This window comes from Streptomyces sp. NBC_01716 (assembly GCF_036248275.1).
Lineage (GTDB): Bacteria > Actinomycetota > Actinomycetes > Streptomycetales > Streptomycetaceae > Streptomyces.
Genome location: NZ_CP109181.1, coordinates 101,047 through 122,978, shown reverse-complemented (window position 1 = coordinate 122,978; position 21,932 = coordinate 101,047). Strand labels below are relative to the sequence as shown.

The window sequence follows — 21,932 nt, the reverse complement described above, 5'->3', positions numbered from 1 at the left end:
GCCGACCGACCACTGCGACCGGTAGAGCCGGCAGAAGGAACCCCGAACCCATGACAGACATACGAACCGAGGTCCTCGTCGTCGGCGGCGGCCTCGGCGGCGTGGCCGCGGCGCTCACCGCCGCCCGGCTCGGCCGGACCGTGGTGCTCACCGAGGTCACCGACTGGCTCGGCGGGCAACTCACCGCACAAGCCGTACCGCCCGACGAACATCCCTGGATCGAAGGCCCGGCCGCACCACCCGGCTACACCGAACTGCGCCGCCGCGTGCGCGACTACTACCGACGCAACTATCCCCTCAGACCCGATGCCGCACACGACCCGCTGCTCGACCCCGGGCTCGGCGTCGTCAGCCGCATGTGCCACGAACCTCGGGTGGCCGCCGCCGTCCTGGAGGAGATGCTCGCCCCGTGGCGGTCCTCCGGTGCGCTCACCGTCCTCACCGGATACGAACCGGTCGCCGCACACACCGACGGCGACCGCATAGAGGCGGTCACGCTGGCCGGCCGGCACGGCGAACGCGAGATCACCGTCCAGGCCGACTACGTCGCGGACGCCACCGAGCTCGGCGACCTGCTGGAACTGGCCGGCGTGGAACACGTGATCGGCGCGGAAGGGCGCGACGAGACCGGAGAGCCGCACGCCCCCGAGACCGCCGACCCCCTGGACCAGCAGGCCGTGTCCTGGTGCTTCGCCCTGGACCACAGGCCCGGCGAGGAGCATGTGATCGACCGGCCCGCTTCCTACGACCACTGGCGCACCACCGTCGCCCCGTTCTGGCCCGGTTCGCAGCTCTCCTTTACCGACGTCGAGCCCATCACGCTCCGGCAGCGCACCTGGGCACTGATGGGCGCCGACCGGGCGGCGGGCGAGCACTTCGACCTGTGGCAGTTCCGCCGTGTCCTGGCCCGCGAACAGTTCGCGGCCGGTGCCTTCGCCTCCGACGTCACCATGGTCAACTGGCCGCAGATCGACTACTGGGAGGCGCCGCTGCTCGGAGTCGACGCCCAGCGGCGACAAGCGGCACTCGACGCCGGCCGCGATCTGTCACTGTCCTTCCTGTACTGGCTGCAGACCGACGCCCCCCGTCCCGACGGCGGCACCGGCTGGCCCGGCCTGCGGCTGCGGCCCGACGTGACGGGCACCTCGGACGGTCTGGCCAAGGCGCCGTACATCCGTGAAGCGCGCCGCATCAGGGCGGAGTTCACCGTTGTCGAGCAGCATGTGGGCGTTGAGGCCCGCCCGCCGGGCGCGGGCGGTGCGGTGTTCCACGACAGCGTGGGCCTCGGCAGTTACCGCATCGACCTGCACCCCAGCACCGCGGGCCGTTCGTACATCGACATCGAGTCCTACCCGTTCCAGATCCCCCTCGGCGCGCTGATCCCTGTCCGTGTCGACAACCTCCTGCCCGCCAACAAGAACATCGGCACCACACACATCACCAACGGCTGTTACCGGCTGCACCCCGTGGAGTGGGCCATCGGCGAGGCGGTCGGCGCGCTCGCCGGATTCTGCCTCGACCGGGCCCTGCCGCCCCGCAAGGTCCGCTCCGACCAGAACCAGCTCGCCGACTACCAGAGGCTGCTCAGCCACACCCTCGGCATCCAGCTCGCCTGGCCGGAGGAGATCCGCTCCCGGCCGCACCACTACTGAGAGGAATCCGCCATGAGCGGCCATGATCACGGGTCCCGTATCGAGGAACTCCTGGGGCGGATGACCGTCGAGGAGAAGCTCGGCCAGTTGCAGCAACTGGCCTGGGCCTGGGACACCGGACCGGGCGGTGGTGACACCGTGGCGGCCGAGACCGCCGCCCGAAAGGGCCTGCTGGGTTCGGTGCTGAACGTGGTCGGTGCGCGAGCGAGCAACGCGCTGCAGCGCATCGCGGTGGAGGAGTCCCGCCTGGGCATCCCGCTGGTCTTCGGCCTGGACGTGATCCACGGCTTTCACACCACGTTTCCGATTCCGCTGGGCCAGGCGGCCGCGTTCGATCCGGCGGTGACAGTGGCGGATGCGGAGGTGTCGGCGCGTGAGGCGCGGTCCAACGGGATCCACTGGACGTTCTCTCCGATGATGGATGTGACCCGGGAGCCGCGGTGGGGCCGGATCGCGGAGAGCATGGGCGAGGACCCGTACCTGACGACTGCTTACGCGGTGGCCAAGGTGCGTGGCTATCAGGGCGACGACCTGCGCGCGAGGGACCGGGTCGCCGCCTGCGCCAAGCACTTCGTCGCCTACGGGGGCGCGGAGGGCGGCCGTGATTACAACACCGTCGACGTGTCCGAGCAGCGGCTGCGCAACCTCTATCTGCCGCCGTTCAAGGCCGCTGTCGATGCCGGCGCCGCCACTGTGATGGCCGCGTTCAACACCGTCAACGGCGTTCCGGCTCACGCCAACGAGCACACCCTGACCGGCATCCTCAAGGACGCGTGGGGTTTTGACGGGGTGGTGGTCAGCGACTGGACCGGCGTCCTGGAACTGGTCACACACGGCGGTGCGGTGGACGAGGCCGACGCGGCACGGCGGTCACTGACCGCCGGAGTGGATATCGAGATGGTCTCCACCACCTTCGTCGAGCACGGCCGCGACCTGCTGGCCTCAGGGGCGCTGACGGGGGAGCGGCTGGACGACGCGGTGTCCCGGGTGCTGCGGCTGAAGCTGCGTCTGGGCCTGTTCGAGCGCCCCTACGTGGACGAGTCCGCCGCTCTGTCCGCCCCGAGCGCGCAGGCACGGGCCGCCGCGCGCGAGGCGGCTGGTCGCTGCATGGTGCTGCTGAGGAACGAGAACGCGCTCTTGCCTCTGGATGTGCCGGGCCTGGGTTCGCTGGCGGTCGTGGGGCCGTTCGCCGCTTCCGGTGACCTGCTGGGTACGTGGACGCTGCCGGGTGCACCGGAGGCGGTCCCGGTCCTGTCCGGGCTGCGGGATGCGTTGCCGGACACCGGCATTCGCCATGCGCCCGGGGTGGCGGCGGAAGGGGCCGACACCTCCGGTATCGCGGAGGCGGTGGCTGCCGCCAAGGCTGCCGACGCCGTGGTGCTGGTGGTGGGCGAGCCGTCCGCGATCAGCGGGGAGGCGGCCGTGCGCAGCGAACTGGGCCTGCCCGGCGCACAGGAGGAGTTGATCGACGCGGTCGCGGCGACCGGCACGCCCTGCGTGGTGGTGCTGGTGGGCGGGCGCCCGCTGACGATCGGCGGGTGGGCGGACAAGGTGTCGGCGATCGTGATGGCCTGGCATCCGGGCATCGAGGCGGGTCCCGCCGTCGCGGATGTTCTGACCGGCGCGGTCGTCCCGGGCGGCAAGCTGCCGGTGACGTTCCCGCGCGTGGTGGGGCAGGTTCCGCTCTACTACAACCACGAGCGGACCGGTCGCCCCTACAACCCGGCCGAGCCCGACGTGACGTACGTCTCGAAGTACCTCGATGTCGCCGATGGCCCGGAATTCGCGTTCGGCTACGGCCTGAGCTACACCACCTTCGAGGTGGGGGAGCCGCAGTTGAGCTGTGGGCGGATCGCCTCGGCGGAACTGCGGGCGGGCGCATCGGTCGAGGTGAGTGTCCCGGTGCGCAACACCGGTGACCGGGAGGGCGAGGAGGTGGTCCAGCTCTACATCCAGGACCCCGCAGCGACCATCGTCCAGCCGGTCCGCCGGCTGCGCGGCTTCCAGCGGGTCCGGCTGGCGGCTGGGGAGGAGCAGCACGTCCGCTTCCTCCTGGACGCCGGTGACATCGGCTACTGGACCAACGACCCGGACGGCGTGTTCACCGTGGAGCCCGGCGAGATCCACATTCACACCGGTAACAGCTCACGGACCGGGGCCCGGCGCACCCTTCTGATCACCTGACCACCTTTGCGGGGCTTGCCGTCGGACATCGCACCGCGCCGGGACGCGCGCGGTCGTTCGGCCCGGCTGCCCTCGATGACCCGGTGCCGGCCCGGAACGGGGACCGGCCCGCACCGCCAGGACCGTCTCGACCCGGACGGCGAAGCCGTCCGCCGAAGGGAGCGATGCGCCGAGGAGACTCCCCTCACCTGCTCTTCGATCCATATCGCCTGGACGCCATGTCGGCAGTGCCGCGTGGTTCGTCAAGGCATGCCTCAACCACGAGTCGTCACCCGCGTGTCCGTGCGTCGTCACGGCCACGCGGAAGGGAGAAGCATGAGAGCAAGGATTTGTGCCGCGGTGGTGGCCCAGGGAATGCTGGGACTGCTGCTGGCAGGCGCCGCCACGGGCACCGCCCACGCCGCCGTAACCACCTACTACGTGTCACCCACCGGCAGCGACAGCAACACCGGTCTCTCGCCGGACCAGGCGTGGAAGTCGACCGGGAAGGTCAACGGATTCACGTTCCCGCAGGGGAGCGTCGTCTCCTTCCAGGGCGGGCAGGCGTTCACCGGCTGTCTGGTCTTCAATTCCACGAACGTCCCGGCATCGTCGGCCTCGACGCCGTTCAAGATCACCTCGTACGGCACCGGTCAGGCGACCCTCAAGTCCAACTGCACCGGCGACTATTCGGCGGCTGTTACGGCGGACAATGTCAGCGGTTTCCAGCTGGCCAACATGAAGGTGGTCAACGGCACCACGACCGCGGCCGGTGTGCTGCTCCAGAACCAGACGTCGTCGACGGCGGCCAAGGGCCTGAAGGTGACGGGTTCGGACATCTCCGGGTTCTCGACGCCCAGTGGCAGCAGCAGTACCTTCGGCGGGCAGATCATGGTCCTGGGCTACGCGGTCAACGCCAACAGCGGGCCGCTGGACGACGTGCAGATCCTCAACAACAAGCTGCACGGCGCCGAGGTGACCTCGAACGCCGGGCCCGGCATCTACGGCTGGGGCTCGGGGACCAACATCACCAACGTCCGGGTCGCGGGCAACACGGTCTACAACCTGGGCATGGCCGCCCAGAGCACCGGGGCCGCGCTGACCGGGAACGGCTGGGACGGTGCGGTCATCGAGCGCAACCTGGTCCACGACATCGGGGCGAACGTGACCTCGTGCGGCGGCGCCAGCGGGATCATGACGTACACCTCCAACGATGTGACGATCCGTCACAACGAGGTGTACAAGGTCCAGCCGGTCCCGGCCTACACGGCCGGCTGTGACTGGGACGGCATCGACCTGGACGGCGGCACCACGAACTCGGTGGTGGAGTACAACTACACCCACGACAACGCGGGCAGCGGCTATCTGGCCTACACCTCGACCGCGAGTTCGATGGTGTGGGGGCCGAACACCTACCGTTACAACATCTCCGAGAACGACGACTGGGCGAACGCCCAGGGCGGCCTGTTCGACGTGGTGCCCAGCGCGCCGAAGAAGGCGCTGTCGATCTACGGCAACACCTTCTTCACCAACAAGGACCAGACCGCGAACAAGAAGGCCGGCGCGAGTGCGTGCTTCCTCTTCGGCTATGCCTCGGGCACGTGGGCCAGTGGTTCGCAGATCAAGGACAACATCTGCCACATGGCCAACAAGGGCCCGTACGGCAAGACCGGCCAGCTCTACTACAACCCCAACGGGCAGACCGGTATGACGCTGTCGAACAACCTGTACTACGGGACGAATACCGGTGGTTGGCGCTGGGGCGGTACGACCCACGCCGACTTCGCCGCGTGGAAGGCGGCCGGGCTGGAGACGGGGTCGGTGTGGGGTGACCCCTTGTTCACCTCGCCCGGCGCGGGCGGCACCTGCTCGTGGTCTCCGGCCTCGGGCACGGGGCCGCAGCCATGCCCACAGGCCTACACCCTCAAGTCCGGTTCACCGGCGCTCAAAGCGGGCACGGCCGTGCCCGGCAACGGCGGAGCGGACTATTACGGGACGGCCGTTCCGAGCACGCCGAACATCGGGGCCGACGCGGGATAGACCCTGACCGTAGCGGCCCTGTCCGTCCTCCGGGTCGGACAGGGCCGCGCGGGTATCAGGGGGTCGGCCGCCCGCCCGGTGAACTCACCTGTCACCAGGAGGACTTGACCACTCCCGGGAGGAGGCCGGCATGCGCCTGCTCGCGCATACGGATCCGGGACAGGCCGAACTTGCGCAGATGGCCACGGGGGCGGCCGTCCACGCTGTCCCGGTTGCGGACCCGGGTCGCACTGGCGTCGCGCGGCTGGCGCCGCAACTCCTCGACCGCGGCGATCCGTTCGGACTCCGGCGTGCCGGGCCGGCGGATGATCTCCTTCAACTCCGCACGGCGTGCGGCGTACCGCTCGACGGTTCGCCTGCGCTTCTCGTTCTGCGCGATCTTGCTCTGCTTCGCCATCAGACCTTCACTCCTCGCGCCCGGATGCGGACCACCGCCGCCTCGATGCCGATGGTGTCGATCGTCTTGATCGCCCTCGCGCTGAGGGTCAGCCGCACATGACGGCCCTCACTCGGCAGCCAGTACCGCTTGCGCTGAACGTTCGGATCGAACCGGCGCGACGTACGACGGTGCGAGTGGCTGATGTTGTTGCCGAAGCCCGGCTGTGCGCCGGTCAGTTGGCAGTGGGCGGACACGGAGTTACCTGCCTCTCGTCGAGCGATTCCATTCTTGAACATGGAAATCATTGCCATATAGTAGCGCCATGGCTCGCAACGAACTACGCCCGATCATCAAGCTCCGCTCCACCGCGGGTACGGGCTACACGTACGTCACACGCAAGAACCGGCGGAACAACCCCGACCGCTTGGTGCTGCGGAAGTTCGACCCGCTCGTCCGCCGGCACGTCGACTTCCGCGAAGAGCGCTGACCCTGGCTCACGTCCACGCGTACGCCCACGCCGACTCCCGATCCCGAGGACACATCCATGAAACCCGGAATTCATCCTTATCGGGACGGTCGGGCAATTGGCAGGGCCGTTCGGCCCCCCCTTCCGCCCGGACCGCGGAACCAAGGGTCCTGACCTGCTGGGCCGTTCGTCCCCGCAGGTCCGCGGAGGCCCCGGCCGGGGCCGGATCGCTGATAGACCGCTTGCAGACGAGATGTGTGAGCCCCCTGCCCGCGCACGTCCGCACTTCCGAGGAGAGCGATGCTTTCGCCCGAGTCCGCCGCTGTCGTCCGCGCCACCCTGCCCGCCGTGGGCGGCGCGCTCGACGAGATCACGACCCGTTTCTACGGCACGATGTTCAGCGAGCGGCCCGAGCTGCTGGACGGGTTGTTCAACCGCGGCAACCAGGCCAACGGGGAACAGCGCAAGGCTCTGGCGGGCTCCATCGCCGGCTTCGCCCAGGCGCTGCTGGCCAATCCCGACGCCCGGCCGGACGAACTGCTGAGCCGGATCGCGCACAAGCACGCCGCCCTCGGTGTGACAGAGGACCAGTACACGATCGTCCACAAGTACCTGTTCCGTGCCATCGCCGAGGTCCTCGGGGACGCCGTCACGCCCGACGTCGGCGCGGCGTGGGACGAGGTGTACTGGCTGATGGCCGGCGCGCTCATCGCCCGCGAGGCCCGTCTGTACCAGGAGGCCGGAATCGACCCGCGCCACCCCTGGCGGCGGTGGACCGTGGTCGAGCGCCGCGAGGAGACCCCGGACGTCGTGTCCTTCCTGCTGCGCCCGGCCGACGATGCCCCCATGCCGCCCGCCCGCGCCGGCCAGTACGTCAGCGTGCGGGTCCAACTGCCCGACGGAATAAGCCAGCTGCGCCAGTACAGCCTCTCGGGCGCCCCCGGTGACCAGGTGCGGCGCATCACGGTCAAGCGTGTCCCGAGCATCGCCGAGGCCCCCGAGGGTGAGGTCTCCAACCACCTGCACCGCACCGTACGGGAAGGTGACGAGCTCACCCTGTCGGCACCGTTCGGCGACGTGGTCCTGGACGACGCCGACAGCCCGCTGCTGCTGGTCTCCGCCGGCATCGGCTGCACCCCGATGGCCGGAATGCTTGAGCATCTCGCCGCCACCGGCGCCTCCCGCCCGGTGCGCGTCCTGCACGCCGACCGCACCCCATCCGACCATGCGCTGCGCGCCGACATCCAGCGCCTGGCCGGCGAACTCCCGGACGCCCGGACCGAGTTCTGGTACGAGCAGGGCGCCGACGGTGAACCCGGCGCGCGCACCGGGCTGATGGACCTGGACGGCCTGGACCTCCCCGCCGACGCCGACGTGTACCTGTGTGGCTCGCTGCCCTTCATGCGCGCCGTCCGTACTCAGCTGCTCAAGGCCGGCATCCCCGCACGCCGCATCCGCTACGAGGTTTTCGGCCCCGACCTGTTGCTGGCCCACGCCGAGGGCTGACACGCCCACAGGGGCTGACGCGCCCACTAGGCTCTGCCGCTCCGGCCCGGGACCGGACACAGCCCAGCCATCATCCATGGCTGGGCTGTCGTGCGCTTCTGCCGGAGTGGCTCGTACTCGGGGCAGTCCGCGCCGATCGAGGGGTAGTCGGTGGCCTGGTGCTCCCAGGTGATGATGCCGTCCTTGACGTACACCATCCACGAGCACGAACCGGTGCGGTTCACGCCGTGCGTGGAGCGCACCACCTTGTCGTGCGCCCACCGGTCCCGGTAGAAGCCCTCCCACTTGGCGTCCCCGGTGCCGAACACGGCATGTCCGTCGGTGGACACCTCGCGGCGGGTGAGCAGTCGCCGGGCGGCAAGCGGCCAGCCCTCACCGGCGCGCGACTCCCGCCGCAGTGCGTTCTGATCGCTCTTCATGGCCAGGAACGCTAGGCGGCGTCGACCTCGGCGCACCTGGGGCCGGCGGTCCCTGCCGGACGACCTTCCGGCCCCATCCGGCGAGGCCGTAATAGGGCCCAATGGTCCCGGAGTTGGGACCGGTCGGCCAGGGAGCCGGTGTGGCGGGCGTTGCATGCTGGGCATTGATCGAACCGCGGATACCCATCCGTACGAGGGCGTCCCGTGCCCGTCAGGCGGCCGATTCCCCCGTACCCGGCCGTCGCGGGTGTGGCGCGTACGGCGTGTGGCGTCCGGTTCGGTCGTGCGTCCGGCCGCTGCTCGCGGCCGGACGCAGCATCACCCTCCCCGGAGCCACCACCCCAGAGACACCCAGAGCCAACATCCCCAAGACACGCCCCAGTGGAAAGAAGGACAACACGCCATGGACGGATCACACCGTCGGGCCGGCACCCTGCTCGCCACGGTCGGAACAGCCCTGGGCGTCGCCGGACCGCTCATGGTGCTGCGCGCTCGCAGCGGCCGGAAGGAGATCCGTACCGAGCTGGCGGCCCAGAAGATCACCTTCCCCGAGCGCGGTCTGCCCCCCGAACTCGCCGCTTACGCGGGCCGGCGCGTGGAAACCGGCCCCGAGGCGCACGCCTACGCCGAGTTCATCAAGGGCAATCTCGCCCATGCCACCGGCGGTCGCACCTATGCCGAGATCAGCACCGAGTTGCACGCCACCGGAGGTGACGACGGGAAGCTCTCCGAACTGCGCCGTACCGCGTTCATGGGCCAGTCCCTGCGCGCCTCACTGCTGTCCGCCTACCAGGCATGGCACCTCACGACCCTGGTCACGGGCCTGGGTGCCGCGCTGACCGGCCTGGGCGCGGCCTTGGTGGCCACCGCGGACGCCCTGGCCTCCCGCTCCCCGAACCGCTCCTGAACACCGCGCCGACCGCCGCCGCCGGTGGACGCTGACGGCGACCGATCCGGAGGTATCCCGTGCACGACCACGCCGACCGGCCTCGATGCCGATTCCGCCGCTGCCGCGCGCGGTGGGCACCGCGCGCGGTCCGGCCAGGTCACCGTCCCGCCGCCCGCCTTGTCTGCCCCCACTCCAGGGCGGCCGGGCACAGCCCCCGGGCGCTGGGCAGGACCGCGCGATGAGCCCCGCCGTGATCCTGCCGCCGGCCCGCCATCCGCTCGACCCGGAGGCCAGGGACCGCTTCACCGCGTCGGCCGTCCGCCGGTCCGGGATGCCGATGACCCGCGGTCACGAGGAAGAAAGAGGAGGCATCATGCGTACCCGAACTTTGCTGGACGCGGCCACCGTGGAGTCGCTCCTGGCGGCCGCCGTCGCGGCACCGTCGATCCACAACACACAGCCCTGGCGCTTCCGCCTGGACCCCGAAAGCCAGGTGCTTGAGGTTCATTCGGCGCCGGAGCGAACCCTGCCGCTGGCCGACCCGACGCACCGCGCCCTCTATCTGTCCGTGGGCGCCGCGGTCTTCAACCTCCGGCTCGCCGCCGTACACCTGGGCATGCGACCGGAGGTACGGCTGCTGCCGGACCCGCACGCACCCGGACTGCTGGCCGCCGTCCGGCTGACCCGCCGGCTCACCGCGGACGACCAGCTCGATGAAGCCGGTCTCCATGAGGCCATCGCGCAGCGGCACTCAAGCCGGATGCCGTTCACCGGCAGGCCGGTGCCCCCGCCGATCGTGGCGGAGATGACAGCGGCCGCGCATCGCGCCGGAGCGCGGCTGCATGTGCCGGACATCGCCGGAACACGGTGGCTCCTGCGCCTGACCGCCACGGCGGAGGCACGCAACATCGCCGACCCGGAGCGCGCCGCCGAAACCCGCGGCTGGATCACCGCCCCCGGTAGGGACGCCCCCTACGGCATACCGCTCACCGCCCTCGGCCCGCCCGACTCGGCGGCGCGGATGCCGATGAGGGACTTCACCGGCGCGCAGGCCGCCCTCCGGCGCCCCACCCTGCGCTTCGAACGCCATGCCCAGGCGGCCCTGCTGTGGACGTCCGACGATGGGCGGGAGGACTGGCTGCGCGCGGGCCAGGCCCTGCAGTACGTCCTGCTCACGGCAACGGCCCGAGGAGTGCGTACCTCGCTCCTCCACCAGGCCATGGAATGGCCGGACTTGCGGAGAGCGACGGCCGGCTCCAGGCGGCTCTGCCGCCCGCAGATGCTGATCCGCTTCGGTTACGGCCCGGACGGCGGCCACACGCCGCGCGCGTCCGCGAACCCCGAAGCCGGCTGCGTCACGGAGCCGAGAGCCTCGCACCCGGGCACAGGGCCGACCGGCTGACTCCGCGACACCGTCTCGCGTCCGGCCGGGGCGGCCGGCGTCGGCCCGCTCCGCCGCCCCTCACGGATTGCCGCGCCTCACCGATCGCCGCGTGCCCCGTTGAGCTCGCGACCGGTGACCATCTCGGCTTCGATCCGCACGAACACCGCCTCCCGCAGAGGCATCCAGGACGTGGGGCCGGCCTGCGACAGCCGCTCGTGCTCGGCGTGGTCCGTCACCACGGTGGCCCGGCCGGTGACGACCACACTCCAGCCGGACCGGGTGGACGCGTCGAACTCGTCGGCTTCGAACGCGACCACGACACCGTCGATGGCGCGTACGAGGTCCAAGTCCGGCGAGGTGCGCAGCAGCACCGAGGCGTCCGTGTCCAGGGAGAAGTTGACGGGGAGGACCGCGGGCAGCGCCTGCCGGGTGTAGACCACACGGCCGACCGGCGTCTTGGCGAGCAGGCGCAGGCTCTCCTGCCGGTCGAGCGCGCGAAAGGCGTCGTTCCTGAACATCGCTCCATCGTCCCCGCGGGAGCCACGAGGGGGGTAGGGCCGACCGGCCCTACCCCCCTCCCGGCTCCGGACCGCCGGATCCGCACCCCGGGACTGTCTGTCCGCCGGCAGGGACTGATGGCCCATGCCTCCGCCGAGTCGCGGGGTGAACAGTGGTGACGGGAAGTCGCCCCGCAGGCAAGGGACTTGCGGTGCGTGTGCGATCACGGTGGCGCCGTACCACCGTGCAGAGGAAAGGGACGGACGACATGGTCCAGCCGTTGAAGTCGAGGAGCGGTGGCTCACCGTCGGGTACGCCGGTGCCCGGCCGGGCGTGGCTGATGCCGGCTCTGGCCACGGTCGGTTTCGCCGTGAACTTCTGGGCGTGGGCGCTGCTCAGCCCGCTCGGCCCTCGGTTCAAGGACAGCCTCGGCCTGTCGTCGTTCCAGCAGTCGCTGCTGGTGGCGGCGCCGGTCGTGGTCGGCTCCCTGGGCCGTATCCCGGTGGGCGCGCTGACCGACCGGTTCGGCGGCCGGGTGATGTTCCCGATCGTGTCGGCGGCCACCATCGTGCCGGTGCTCTACCTCGGCCTGGCCGGGCACTCCTCCCTCGCCGCGCTGCTGGCGGGCGGCTTCTTCCTCGGCATCGGCGGCAGCGCCTTCGCCGTCGGTGTACCGCTCGTCAACGCCTGGTTCCCGCCCACGCGGCGCGGTCTCGCCATCGGTGTCTTCGGCGCCGGCATGGGTGGCACCGCGATCAGCGCCCTGACCACCGTGAAGCTGGTCGGCACGCACAGCATGTCCACTCCCTTCCTGATCACCGCCGCGGTGCTGGCCGCGTACGCCGTCGCCGCCGCGCTGCTGCTGCGTGACGCGCCCGGCCGCACCATGCCGACCGAGCCGCTGGCCCGCCGGCTGGCGGCCACCGCCCGGCTCGGCATCACCTGGCAGGCGTCCGCGCTGTACGCGGTGGCCTTCGGCGGGTACGTGGCCTTCTCCGTCTACCTGCCGGCCTACCTCAAGACCGGCTACGGCCTCACCCAGGGCGACGCCGCCAATCGCATGGCCGGGTTCGTCCTCCTCGCGGTGGCGATGCGCCCGATCGGCGGCTGGCTGTCCGACCGGCTCGGCCCGGTCCGGGTGCTGGCCGGCGCGCTGACCGTGGTCGTGGCCGGTGCCGTCGTGCAGGCTTTCACCCCGGCCCTGGCGCCGGTGGGCACCATCGCCTTCCTGGCCATGGCCGCCGCACTCGGCGCCGCCAGCGGAGCGACCTTCGCCCTGGTCGCGCTGCGCACCCCGGCCGGCCAGGTCGGCTCGGTCACCGGCTCGCCGTCGTGGCCGCCGCGGCGCTGGCCTTCACCCTCACCGGCGTCCGTGCCGCACTCGAAGGCGGCGCGAGCGATTCCGGCACCGCCCGCCGGCGCGAGCACCGCACGGCCGGCACCACCGGATAGGGGCGAGCGGCCCGGACCGACAGGAACGAAGGACGGACCGGTTCTCCGAGTGGGGCGACTCGTCGGTGCTCCTCAGTCCCGTACGAAGGTGCCGCCCGCGGTCGTCGCCAGGTCGGGCCCGAGGGCGGCTGCCGGTGTCCAGGCGCCGGGCCTGCCGGCACCGCGGGCCAGCAGTTCGGTGACGGTGGCGGTGACGTCGGCCGTGAAGTCCATGCCGTCGCCGGCGCGGAGCCATCCCTCGTGCCGGGTGCCGTCCGCCCACTCCACGACGGCGTGTCCCCAGGAGTGTGTGCGCGGACGGGGTACGGCCTTCTTGATCGCGGCCCGGCCGAGCCGGTCGACGGCGAGGCGTCGCAGGGCCGGAACGGACAGCAGGCGGCCGAGCAGCGGGAGCAGGGCACGTACAAGCGGCGCGGTCGGCACGAGAGCGGAAGTGGCGGTGACGAACGGTGCTCCGCTCGCCGCGTGCGCCGCGACGAGGTCGCCGGACGCGACACCTGCCGACTTCGCCGACTCCCCGTCCGGGAAGGTGAGTCGCCGCTGGTCCGCGCCAAGGCGTGACGGCACCAGCCACCCGTTGTCGTACCGCCGTCCGCCGGCGGTGAGCACGTCCACCATGCTGGCCGCGAGGGCGGTACCGAGCACACCCGCCTCGATGGCCACCGAGGCCACGGCGTCGACCCGCACCCGGTGCGGCGCACCCCGGCCCTCGCACAGCTTCGCCACCACCGCCTCTGTGGCCAGCACGCCGAATCCGGCGCCGGTGACCAGGGTGCTGCCCGCCTTCACCGCCTCGTCGTGCAGGGCGAGCAGCCCCTCCACGGCGACCACGTCGTTGGCCTGGTCGACGTAGTGGCCGCCGGGCATGCAGGCACGGGCGATCACCGGTGCCGTGGTGGCGAAGGCGCCCATGGTGTTCACCACCACCCGCGGGCGCTCCCGGACGATCTCGTCCGCGATCCGCCCGGCCGAGTCGGCGACGACGACCTTCGCGTCCCCGGGCAGACCGGCTTCGGCCCCGGCAGCGAGCAGCCGCTCCCGGCTGCGCCCGACCGGCACGACGGTCAGCCCCCGCGCGGCCAGCCGGGCGGTCACGCCCCGGCCGATACGGCCGGTCGCCCCGACCACCCATACCTCGTCGTTCGTCCTGCTCTCGTCTGTCGTCCTGCCGATCCCGCTGGTCTCGGTCATGTGAACGTCCTCCTGCCTGCTCCGGACCGCACCGGGGACGAGCGAGCCCCTCAGTGATGACACGGTGTGTCGTGAGTGCAGGCTAGCACTGACGACACAGTGAGACATCGCCTGCTAGAGTCAACCCATGGCGAGGTGGGATCCGGGTGCCGAGGAGCGCCTGAAGCGGGCGGCTGTCGAGCTGTACCTGGAGCGCGGATACGACAACGTGACGGTGACCGATATCGCCGAGCGGGCCGGGCTCACCCGGCGCTCCTACTTCCGCTACTTCCCCGACAAGCGAGAGGTCCTGTTCGCCGGCTCGGAGCGCCTTCCCCCGGCACTGGCGCAGGCGGTCCTGACGGCCGACCCGAACGCGGCCCCGCTCGCTGCCGCCCTCGACGCACTGGCGCGGGTCGGCGCCCAACTCGCCGAACAATTGGGCGACGTGACGCAGCGCCAGGCGGTGATCGACGCCAGCCCGGAGCTGCGGGAGCGCGAACGGACCAAGATGGCCGCGGTCACCGAGGCCATGCGCGACGCGCTGATGCAACGTCAGGTGAACGCCGGGACGGCCGAACTGGCCGCGCAGCTCGCCACAGTGGCCTTCCGGAACGCCTTCCGGCAGTGGATCGAGACCGCGGGGCAGGCGAGTTTCGGCAGCTGCCTGCACACGGTGACCGACGAACTGCGGGCCGCCGTCGCCGGGGCGTGAGAAGGACAGGCAGTCGGATCAGACCCGCTCCAGGCGTCGGTGCGGCCCGCTGGGAAGCTCCGCCTTGATCGTGTCACCCGGACGCACCGCACCGCCCTTCTTCACGATGCTCATGATTCCGGCTCTGCGCACGATGCTCCCGGCTTCGTCGCGGCCGACAACCTGCTTCAGCAGCCCGTCCTGGAAGTTGTCGATCTGCGGGCACGGGTTGCGCAGGCCGGTCACTTCCAGCACCGCGTCGTCGCCGACGCGCAGCAGCGTGCCGACCGGCAGGCCGAGCAGATCGATGCCGCGGGTGGTGATGTTCTCGCCGAGGTCACCGGGCACCACCGTGAATCCCTCAGCGCCGACCTCGGCGAACAGCTCTTCATGGATGAGGTGGACCTGACGAAGGTTCGGCTGAGTGGGGTCCTGCGCGACCCGCGAGCGGTGCTTGACCGTCACGCCGGCATGTACGTCGCCCTCCACACCGAGCCCGGCGAGCAGCATGATGCTGTCCCGGTTCGGCTTGGTGAACGAGTACTCGCCGTTGCTGCTGACCGCCGTCACTGTCCCGCTCATCCTCCGTGCCCCTTTCCCCATGGCAATGATCAGCTATGACCCGGCTCTCGGGAACCCTCAGGCCTCAGGACGGCAGGGGCAGAGGCACACTCCAGGCCAGGACCGTGCCGCTCGGCTGGTTCGAGGACGTGCTGAAGCCTCCTCCCAGGTTCTCGGCCCGCCGCCGGAGGTTGGCGAGACCACTGCGCCGGGTGGTGGCGGGATCGATGCCCCGGCCGTTGTCCCGCACCCGCAACCGGAGAGTCCGGTCGCTCACGTCGACACCGACGTCGACGGCGGTGGCGTGAGCGTGCCGGGCCGCGTTGGACAACGCCTCGCCCAGCACGGCCAGGAGATGCTCGGCGTACTCGGCGGGTACGTCGGTGTCCAGCAGGCCGGTCATCCGCAGCGCCGGGGTGAAGCCGAGGGCTTCGGCGGCCCGATCGGTTTCCGTCACCACTCTCGCCCGGAGGCCGCCCCGGCCGCGGTCGCTCTCCCGCAGGCCGTAGATGGTGGAGCGGATGACCTTGATGGTGTCGTCGAGGTCGTCCACGACCTGCTGGATCCTCTCGCTCACCTGGGGCCGGTCGGCGACGCGGCCGAGCGTGGACTGAAGGGTCAGGGCGCCGGCGAACAGCCGCTGGATGACCAGGTCGTGCAGGTCGCGGGCGATACGGTCACGGTCGCCGAGGACCAGCATGCGCTCGGCGTCCTGGCGGTGCTCGGCAACCTCCAGGGTCAGCGCCGCCTGATTGCCGAAACAGATGACCATGTCGACGACCGCGTCCGGGAACACCCGCCCGCCGGGCACATTCGCCACCAGCAGGACGCCGCGTACGTGGTCGCGGGTGCCGAGGGGCACATAGAACGCCGGCCCCAGGTCGACCACGGAGGAACTGCCGCCATCGGCGCGGGGGTCGACGCTGACCGCGTCGCTGGTGACCGTCTCCCCGGCCGCCGCGGGCCGCCGCCGACCGCCGCCGGACGTCGCCCGGTGCGCCACTGGGCGGATACGACGGCCACGGCGAGGTGCCGTGGCCGTCGTACCGGCCGGGTGGGACGGACGGGTGCGGGGGTCAGCCGGGGAGTACGGAGAGCGAGACCACGCGTGCGTCGTTGCCGGCCCGGCCACTGATCCGCAGGGCCACGTAGCGGGCGGTGCTTTTCGTGGTGAGTGTCGCGACACGACCCCTGGTCCGGAGGGTTCCGGCAGGCTCGTACGACAGACCGTCGGTGCTGAACTCGGCCTCCGCCGACGGCGCCCGCCCCCCTGTCCAGCTGATCCGGATCTCGCCGATCGCCGTCGGTGCCCCGAGGTCGACCACCATGCGGCCGCCGGCGCCCGGACTCCAGGAGGTGTGCGGATCGCCGTCGACCGCCGCAACCGGGTCGGACATGCCGGCCGGGAGCGGCGCCGTCGGGAAGGTGACGCGCCCGAGTGCCATGTCGGTGAGCGGATAGGCGGTGGTACCGCGCACGGTGACGTTCTCGGTACGCCCGCGGCGCACACTGACGTGTGTCGCCCGCCCGCCCGGTGGGGTGACCACCAGCCGGCAGGAGGGCCCGGTCAGCCGGAGTGTCGCCGCGTCCACGACCTCGGCGCGCAGTCCGGCCGGAACGCGCCCGCCGCCGTCGGGCCGCAGTACGAAGCGGGCGGGTGCCACCTCCGCCTGAGCCGCGGGGAGTTCGGCGCGGTAGTCGGTGCCGTCGGCCGTCAGCGTCTGCGTGCCCGCGTACAGCCGTACCGAACGGGTGTCCTGGGGCAGGGACACCGTGGTGGTCACGGCGGTGGCCGACAGGTTGAACAGGCTGAGGTGACCTCCCGCGGTGCTCGCGAGTACATCAGGATGCTCCGGCCTGGGTGCCTCGCGCCGTGCGGCGGCCTTCACCCCGGACGGGTCGCCGTCGGCGTAACCCTCCACGAGGACGGCCTCGGCCGGACCGTCGGAGAGGACCAGCGTGTCGCCGTAGACGGCGAGCGGGTTCTTCGCGCCGCGTACGACGAGGCCCGCCCGCCCGTCCACCGAGACCCAGCCGCCGGTGCTGGTGAGGTCGGCGTGCGGGAAACGTTCCAGGTCCGTCCAGGTCTTTCCGTCCACCGAGCCCTGGAGTGCGTACGCCCGGCCGGCGGCGGCCTCCCAGCGCAGGGTGACGCGGTCGAACTCCCGCTCCTGCCCGAGATCGACGGTGAGCCAGCTGTCCGCCCGCGGGCGGTCGGCGACGGAGACGGCCCAGCGGGTCGTGAGGTCGCCGTCGACGGCCAGGGCCGCGCCCTTGCCGGTGTCGGAGGACGAGGCGGTCGCGGTGGCGCCCCGGGCGAGGTCCGCCCCCTCGGCGCCGTCGCGTACCTCGATCGCGAACAGGGAGTAGCCGTATTTGGGGTCCGGGGTGATCCCGCGCATCCGCAACTGACGGTAGGAGGCCCTGGTGAAGCTGATGTCGTCCGTGCGCCCGCCGGGCGCCGGGGCGCCGTCGTCCTTGGCGGAGACGGTGGTCGCCCCCTCGGCGGTGGTGTACGTACGGCCGCCGTCGAGGCCCTTGATGCCCGGCATGGTGAGGTTGCGCACTTCGAGATGGCCCTCGCCGGCGGAGGTGCCGCTCGTCGCGTAGACGACGTCCCCCGAGGGGAGGGTGGTGAACCCGGCGAAGCCCGTGGGCAGGGTGAAGACCGTCGCGCTGCCGTCGAAGCCGTCACGGACCTCGCTGTACGTCGTGACGGATCGGGCGGCCGGTTTGGCGGCGGTCGAGGGAAGGAACATGGGTGTGTTCCCGCTGAGGGCGAAGAGCCAGTTGTCGTGGGCGGGCTGCCAGGCGAACTTGACGTAGCCGGGCTTGCTGACGGCGGCGGCCCAGGCGGCCGGTGACTGGTGCGCGATGAGGCCGGGTCCGGGGCCGAAGTCCCGTACGCCGCTGGCCCGTTCGAACAACTCCCGCTCCGTGAGCGGGCGTACCGCCTTGCCCTGCGCGGCCCGCCACTCGTGCAGGAGGTAGCTGACGGCGATCTCGGCGCGGGCCTCCGGCTCGTACTTGGGCTCTCCGGAGAACTTGGTCAGGCGGTTGACCGGCGCGTACGCCTGGTAGGCCTCCAGGCGCTCGGCCAGCGCGGCCTCGGCGCGGGCGGCGGCCCGGTCTCCCAGCACCTGGGCGAGGAACGCGAGGGGGATGACATCGCGTCCGTAGAGGTGCTCACGGTCGTTGACCATCGGCATCAGGGGCTCACCCGAGTCGCTCATCACCATGAGGAGGGTGTCCCACAGAAGCCCGGCGTTCGGCTGCGAGGTCAGGACCTCGGGCATCGGCCGGCCGGCGGTGACGAAGTGGGCGGCGTTGCGCCCGGATGTCCGCCAGAGTTCGGACTGGTAATGCGGGCCGAACGAGCCGTGGTTCTCGACGATGAAGGTGTCGTAGAGGTTCTGCGCGGTGTTGTCGCTGACGGGGACACCGTCGACCAGCGCCGGGTTGGCGCGGTCCGCGGCCGGCAGCCCGGCCTCGTTGCGGCTCCAGCGGCCGAAGGCGTCCCGCCACTGCGAGTACGTCACGCTGTCGGGCGCCCAGGCGAGTCCGGGGGCCAGTGACTGCGCGTAGACACCCATCTCCTCCAGCTTCGTGTCGCCCACATAGCCGCCGGTGAGGCCGCGCGGTGTCCAGTCTCCCGAGGCGGGGTCGTCCCCGGTACCGAGTCCGGTGGTGAACTCGGCCTGCGCCCGCACGATCGTGTCGACGTTCTCGCGCGTCTCGCTGTCGAGCCGGTCCCAGAGAAGGCGCGCCGCGAGGACGAAGTAGAGCTGGAAGGTGGTGTCGAAGAAGAGGGTGCGGCCCCATTCGCTGCCTCCGGTGAGGCGGTTCGACGAGGCGAAGTGCTTGATGGTGGCGATGGTACGGAGGAGCAGGGTCTTCTCGTCGACACCGGCCCGTTCGGCGTCGTACGAACCGCGGGTGAGCAGCAGCGCGTTGCCGAGGACGACGGCGAAGCCGAAGTTCTTGGCGGTGTAGTACCCCTTGGAGGCGTCCCACTGGGTTTCGGACCAGTGGGTGTGGGTGAGCAGGGCCCGGTAGTAGGCGTCGGCGATGTCATCGGGAGCGGCCGGGCGACGCACGCCCGGCCGGCCGTCGGCCGCGGCCGGTGAGACACCGAGCGACGTGGACGCCGCCAACGCCACTGTGAGGCCGGACAGTTGGGCGAACCGGCGTCTGCTCAGCCGGGGCGGGTGGTGGTTCACGCGGATGCGCCTCCTGGGTTCGAACCTAAGACAACGTTGTCAGGATCCACTGCATTCTTGGTTCGCACTGTCCAAACCGTCAAGCCCCGGGACCGCCGGCTTGCCTGCGGCCGGCTCTCAGTGGTGTCCGGGGCGGGGCCGGGGCCGGGGGCCCTGAGCCGCGGGCACGTCATGCGGGGCAGCCGCGCCCGTACGCCGGCCTGATCAGGTATCCCGTGGGGAGGCCACCGCCGAGGAGGTCATGGGTCTTGCCTGATCACCCCGGCCGGGGGGCGTCTCATGCGCCGGTTGCTCCGTCGACCTGCTCACGGAGGAGATCGGCGTGACCGTTGTGACGTGCGTATTCCTCGATCATGTGCACCATGATCCAGCGCAGGGAGATTCCTTGGCCGCCGAGGTGAACTGCTTCCTGCTCGGACAGGTGACCGGAGTCGTCCAACGACGCGTCAGCGATCAGCTCACGACCTCGGGCGACCTCCGCCTGCCAGGCAGCCGTTGCCTCGTCGAGTCCTCGTTCGGGCTGAAGGGTGAAGCCGTCGGGGTTGGTCTTGCCGAGGACGGGTGGCTCGGTCGGACCGGTGAACACGCTCTGGAACCAGTTGTGTTCCACCTTGGCCATGTGCTGGACGAGACCGGGCAGTGTCATCGGCGAGGGTGATGCCGCGGTAGTCCGTATTTGATCATCTTTGAGGCCCGAGTACTTGAGGGCGAGTGTCGCATGGTGGAAGTCCGGCCATGCTTCGAGCATGGTGCGCTCGTCGGCGTGTGCGGGCGGGATGGGCCGTCCGTCCGGTGTCGTATTCATGAGCCACTCCCTGGCAGCGGCGGCCGATGTCCGTCATCAGCGGCGGGGAGGAGGTGGGTGTCGGTGATGGCTTGCGGCGTTGCTGGGCGGTCGGGAGACTTCCGTCCATGCCCGTGAGGGCACGTGACCTGGCGCTTGAACACTTCCGGTGGATCAGTGGCCACGCCGATGTGTGGGCGGTCTTTCGGGATGCCCGGGCACTGGCCGCGGTGGTGACCGGTCTCGTTGAACCGTTTCGAGGTGAGGGGATCACTGCGGTCTGCGGCATCGAGGCGCGGGGGTTTCTCCTGGGCGGTGCGGCTGCGGTCGAGCTCGGAGTCGGTTTCGTGCCTGTCCGGAAGGGCGAGGGCCTCTTCCCGGGCGACAAGGTAGAGGTAGAAAGCGACCTTCGGCGGGCGGGCTGGGTTCCGGATCGCCGAGTTAATCTGGTCCGTTGGAAAGCGGCAATGCAGAATTTCGCCTGGAATGCAGCGGCAGGAGAATTCTTTGCGGAGTTCGGCGGTATTCGAGTGGAAAACGATGGACCGGGAATCACATGTGCGCGAGAGTCGTTTGAATTCGATCCGGAACTTGCCATCGGGGAGGAGGGGAGATTTTCGGAGCTTTCTGAATTTTTCGGTCTCGGATGATTTCCGTTGGGGGAAGTGGGGCAGGAGGAATTTTCCTGGCGATCGGCGAGGCAGGGAATCTTAATATGGTTTGGGCTGGCCCCGGAATCCATCACACTGTGGCTGGCGGTGGAGCGCCAGTAATTGGCGCTGGGCAAGTGGGATTTCGAAATGGTGGTGCGGTTTCTTCGTTCGATAGCTTCACGGGCCGCTACACGCCGCCCTGCGCGCAGCGTGCTGCGGCGTTTATCGCGCGAGGCGTCGACGCCTTCGCTGGAGCTGGAATCAGGGTTCCATTTGCAGTGATTAGGGACTACGGCGGGAAGGCCCCGTAAATGAGCGTAGAGTCCGATCTTCGGGAGATTCGCAGCATCCCAGTCCATGGGATCTCCGACTGGATCTGCAGACGCTTTCCTGATGGAAGCTTCCCTCAGTGGTGGTTGGCGATTTTCGAATCGCTAGAAACCAGCCTGAGCTCCTTACTGGATGTGGTTTCGAGCCGGCGTGGACATGACTTTGAAGTTAGCGTGGAGGTTGTCAGCCTCGCGGTAGCCATTGGGGATATCAGGCCACCCATGGGCGCGTACTGGATGTTGCGACTCGCGGCCATCGCGCTCCGATACGACCCGCCGGTCGCCGACCTGCCTGAAGTTGTAACGCCGGGCGGGGCTGCCGAATGGGCACTCAATCGCATGCCTGTTTCGCGTGAACAGGAAATAGCAGACTCCAAAATCAGAAAGGCGGAGCATTTGGCCGCCAGGGAGGGATACTATGCGCCCGTCGGGCGGGTACTCCCTGCGAGTGGCGAGGTGGATGTCAGATTCTCCGCATTGCAAGACGTTGAACTGATTTTGTCTGCGCTTCCATGGATTTCTTCCGCCGTGACAAATGGAAAGGTCAGTCGCGACGTTGCTGCCTGGTTAGAGATTCGAGACCAGCTGTGATGGTGCGGCTTCCCCGGTGACGAGCAAGCTGATGGCAAGTCAATTTTGTGCGTCTCGTTGTGTGGAGGGGGGCGAGGTGCGG

18 protein-coding genes and 2 pseudogenes are annotated in these 21,932 nt (G+C 70.3%); 11 read left to right on the top strand and 9 right to left on the bottom strand.

Going from position 1 to position 21,932, the window contains the following annotated elements; genetic code table 11:
- Window positions 1–50 precede the first annotated feature (50 nt).
- The 3 genes from OIE74_RS00535 to OIE74_RS00525 all read left to right on the top strand — a co-directional run bounded on the left by OIE74_RS00535 (window position 51) and on the right by OIE74_RS00525 (window position 5,855).
- The gene (locus tag OIE74_RS00535) at window positions 51–1,652 is read left to right on the top strand and encodes an FAD-dependent oxidoreductase (protein WP_329377185.1); all 1,602 of its coding nucleotides are present in this window, start codon (window positions 51–53) and stop codon (window positions 1,650–1,652) included.
- Window positions 1,653–1,664: 12 nt separating this feature from the next.
- Window positions 1,665–3,836, top strand: coding sequence for a glycoside hydrolase family 3 N-terminal domain-containing protein (locus tag OIE74_RS00530; protein ID WP_329377183.1), 2,172 nt, complete (start codon window positions 1,665–1,667; stop codon window positions 3,834–3,836).
- Between the two features lie 315 nt (window positions 3,837–4,151).
- Window positions 4,152–5,855 carry a right-handed parallel beta-helix repeat-containing protein gene (locus tag OIE74_RS00525; protein WP_329377181.1) on the top strand — a complete coding sequence of 568 codons (1,704 nt, stop codon included), beginning with the start codon at window positions 4,152–4,154 and terminating at the stop codon, window positions 5,853–5,855.
- Between the two features lie 91 nt (window positions 5,856–5,946).
- On the opposite strand, the gene rpsN is transcribed toward OIE74_RS00525, so the two are convergent.
- Together rpsN and rpmB are read right to left on the bottom strand one after the other, a co-directional pair.
- Window positions 5,947–6,252, bottom strand: a complete 306-nt coding sequence (gene rpsN, locus OIE74_RS00520) for a 30S ribosomal protein S14 (protein WP_329377179.1) — start codon at window positions 6,250–6,252, stop codon at window positions 5,947–5,949.
- Entirely contained in the window at window positions 6,252–6,488 is a 237-nt protein-coding gene (gene rpmB, locus OIE74_RS00515; RefSeq protein WP_329377176.1) for a 50S ribosomal protein L28, read from the bottom strand. Before rpmB ends, rpsN begins: the two co-directional genes overlap by 1 nt.
- 68 nt (window positions 6,489–6,556) lie before the next feature.
- Between rpmB and rpmG the strand changes: the two genes are divergently transcribed.
- Entirely contained in the window at window positions 6,557–6,721 is a 165-nt protein-coding gene (rpmG, locus tag OIE74_RS00510) for a 50S ribosomal protein L33 (protein WP_203183923.1), read from the top strand.
- Between the two features lie 279 nt (window positions 6,722–7,000).
- Entirely contained in the window at window positions 7,001–8,206 is a 1,206-nt protein-coding gene (locus OIE74_RS00505) for a globin domain-containing protein (RefSeq protein ID WP_329377171.1), read from the top strand.
- A 74-nt stretch (window positions 8,207–8,280) separates the two neighbouring features.
- On the opposite strand, the pseudogene OIE74_RS00500 reads toward OIE74_RS00505, so the two are convergent.
- Window positions 8,281–8,625: pseudogene (locus tag OIE74_RS00500) on the bottom strand (hypothetical protein); the annotation flags it as partial.
- Window positions 8,626–9,028: 403 nt separating this feature from the next.
- On the opposite strand from OIE74_RS00500, the gene OIE74_RS00495 reads away from it, so the two are divergent.
- A complete protein-coding gene (locus OIE74_RS00495; protein WP_329377169.1) occupies window positions 9,029–9,532 on the top strand; it encodes a hypothetical protein in 504 nt (167 codons plus the stop codon).
- 355 nt (window positions 9,533–9,887) lie between these two features.
- The gene (locus OIE74_RS00490; protein WP_329392116.1) at window positions 9,888–10,916 is read left to right on the top strand and encodes an Acg family FMN-binding oxidoreductase; all 1,029 of its coding nucleotides are present in this window, start codon (window positions 9,888–9,890) and stop codon (window positions 10,914–10,916) included.
- Window positions 10,917–10,993: 77 nt separating this feature from the next.
- Here the strand turns inward: OIE74_RS00490 and OIE74_RS00485 are convergent, their stop codons facing one another.
- The gene (locus tag OIE74_RS00485) at window positions 10,994–11,416 is read right to left on the bottom strand and encodes a pyridoxamine 5'-phosphate oxidase family protein (RefSeq protein ID WP_329377167.1); all 423 of its coding nucleotides are present in this window, start codon (window positions 11,414–11,416) and stop codon (window positions 10,994–10,996) included.
- 320 nt (window positions 11,417–11,736) lie between these two features.
- Here OIE74_RS00485 and OIE74_RS00480 point away from each other — a divergent pair.
- Window positions 11,737–12,720, top strand: a pseudogene (locus tag OIE74_RS00480) (MFS transporter); the annotation flags it as partial.
- 200 nt (window positions 12,721–12,920) lie between these two features.
- Here the strand turns inward: OIE74_RS00480 and OIE74_RS00475 are convergent.
- Complete coding sequence (locus tag OIE74_RS00475; RefSeq protein ID WP_329377165.1) at window positions 12,921–14,039, bottom strand: saccharopine dehydrogenase NADP-binding domain-containing protein; 1,119 nt, start codon at window positions 14,037–14,039, stop codon at window positions 12,921–12,923.
- 127 nt (window positions 14,040–14,166) lie between these two features.
- Here OIE74_RS00475 and OIE74_RS00470 point away from each other — a divergent pair, with 127 nt between their 5' ends.
- Complete coding sequence (locus OIE74_RS00470) at window positions 14,167–14,733, top strand: TetR/AcrR family transcriptional regulator (RefSeq protein WP_329377162.1); 567 nt, start codon at window positions 14,167–14,169, stop codon at window positions 14,731–14,733.
- An 18-nt stretch (window positions 14,734–14,751) separates the two neighbouring features.
- Here OIE74_RS00470 and OIE74_RS00465 read toward each other — a convergent pair whose 3' ends face one another.
- The 4 genes from OIE74_RS00465 to OIE74_RS00450 all read right to left on the bottom strand — a co-directional run bounded on the left by OIE74_RS00465 (window position 14,752) and on the right by OIE74_RS00450 (window position 20,298).
- Window positions 14,752–15,294 (bottom strand): MOSC domain-containing protein, encoded by a 543-nt coding sequence (locus OIE74_RS00465; RefSeq protein WP_329377160.1) that lies wholly within the window; start codon window positions 15,292–15,294, stop codon window positions 14,752–14,754.
- A 64-nt stretch (window positions 15,295–15,358) separates the two neighbouring features.
- Complete coding sequence (locus OIE74_RS00460; RefSeq protein WP_329377158.1) at window positions 15,359–16,405, bottom strand: GAF domain-containing sensor histidine kinase; 1,047 nt, start codon at window positions 16,403–16,405, stop codon at window positions 15,359–15,361.
- A complete protein-coding gene (locus tag OIE74_RS00455) occupies window positions 16,350–19,493 on the bottom strand; it encodes a discoidin domain-containing protein (protein ID WP_329377156.1) in 3,144 nt (1,047 codons plus the stop codon). The genes OIE74_RS00460 and OIE74_RS00455 overlap by 56 nt, the downstream gene beginning before the upstream one ends.
- 277 nt (window positions 19,494–19,770) lie before the next feature.
- On the bottom strand, window positions 19,771–20,298 hold the full coding sequence (locus tag OIE74_RS00450) for a DinB family protein (protein WP_329377154.1): 528 nt from the start codon (window positions 20,296–20,298) through the stop codon (window positions 19,771–19,773).
- A gap of 107 nt (window positions 20,299–20,405) precedes the next feature.
- On the opposite strand from OIE74_RS00450, the gene OIE74_RS00445 reads away from it, so the two are divergent.
- Entirely contained in the window at window positions 20,406–20,927 is a 522-nt protein-coding gene (locus OIE74_RS00445) for an SUKH-3 domain-containing protein (protein WP_329377152.1), read from the top strand.
- A gap of 314 nt (window positions 20,928–21,241) precedes the next feature.
- Window positions 21,242–21,850 (top strand): hypothetical protein, encoded by a 609-nt coding sequence (locus tag OIE74_RS00440; protein ID WP_329377150.1) that lies wholly within the window; start codon window positions 21,242–21,244, stop codon window positions 21,848–21,850.
- Window positions 21,851–21,932: the final 82 nt, after the last annotated feature.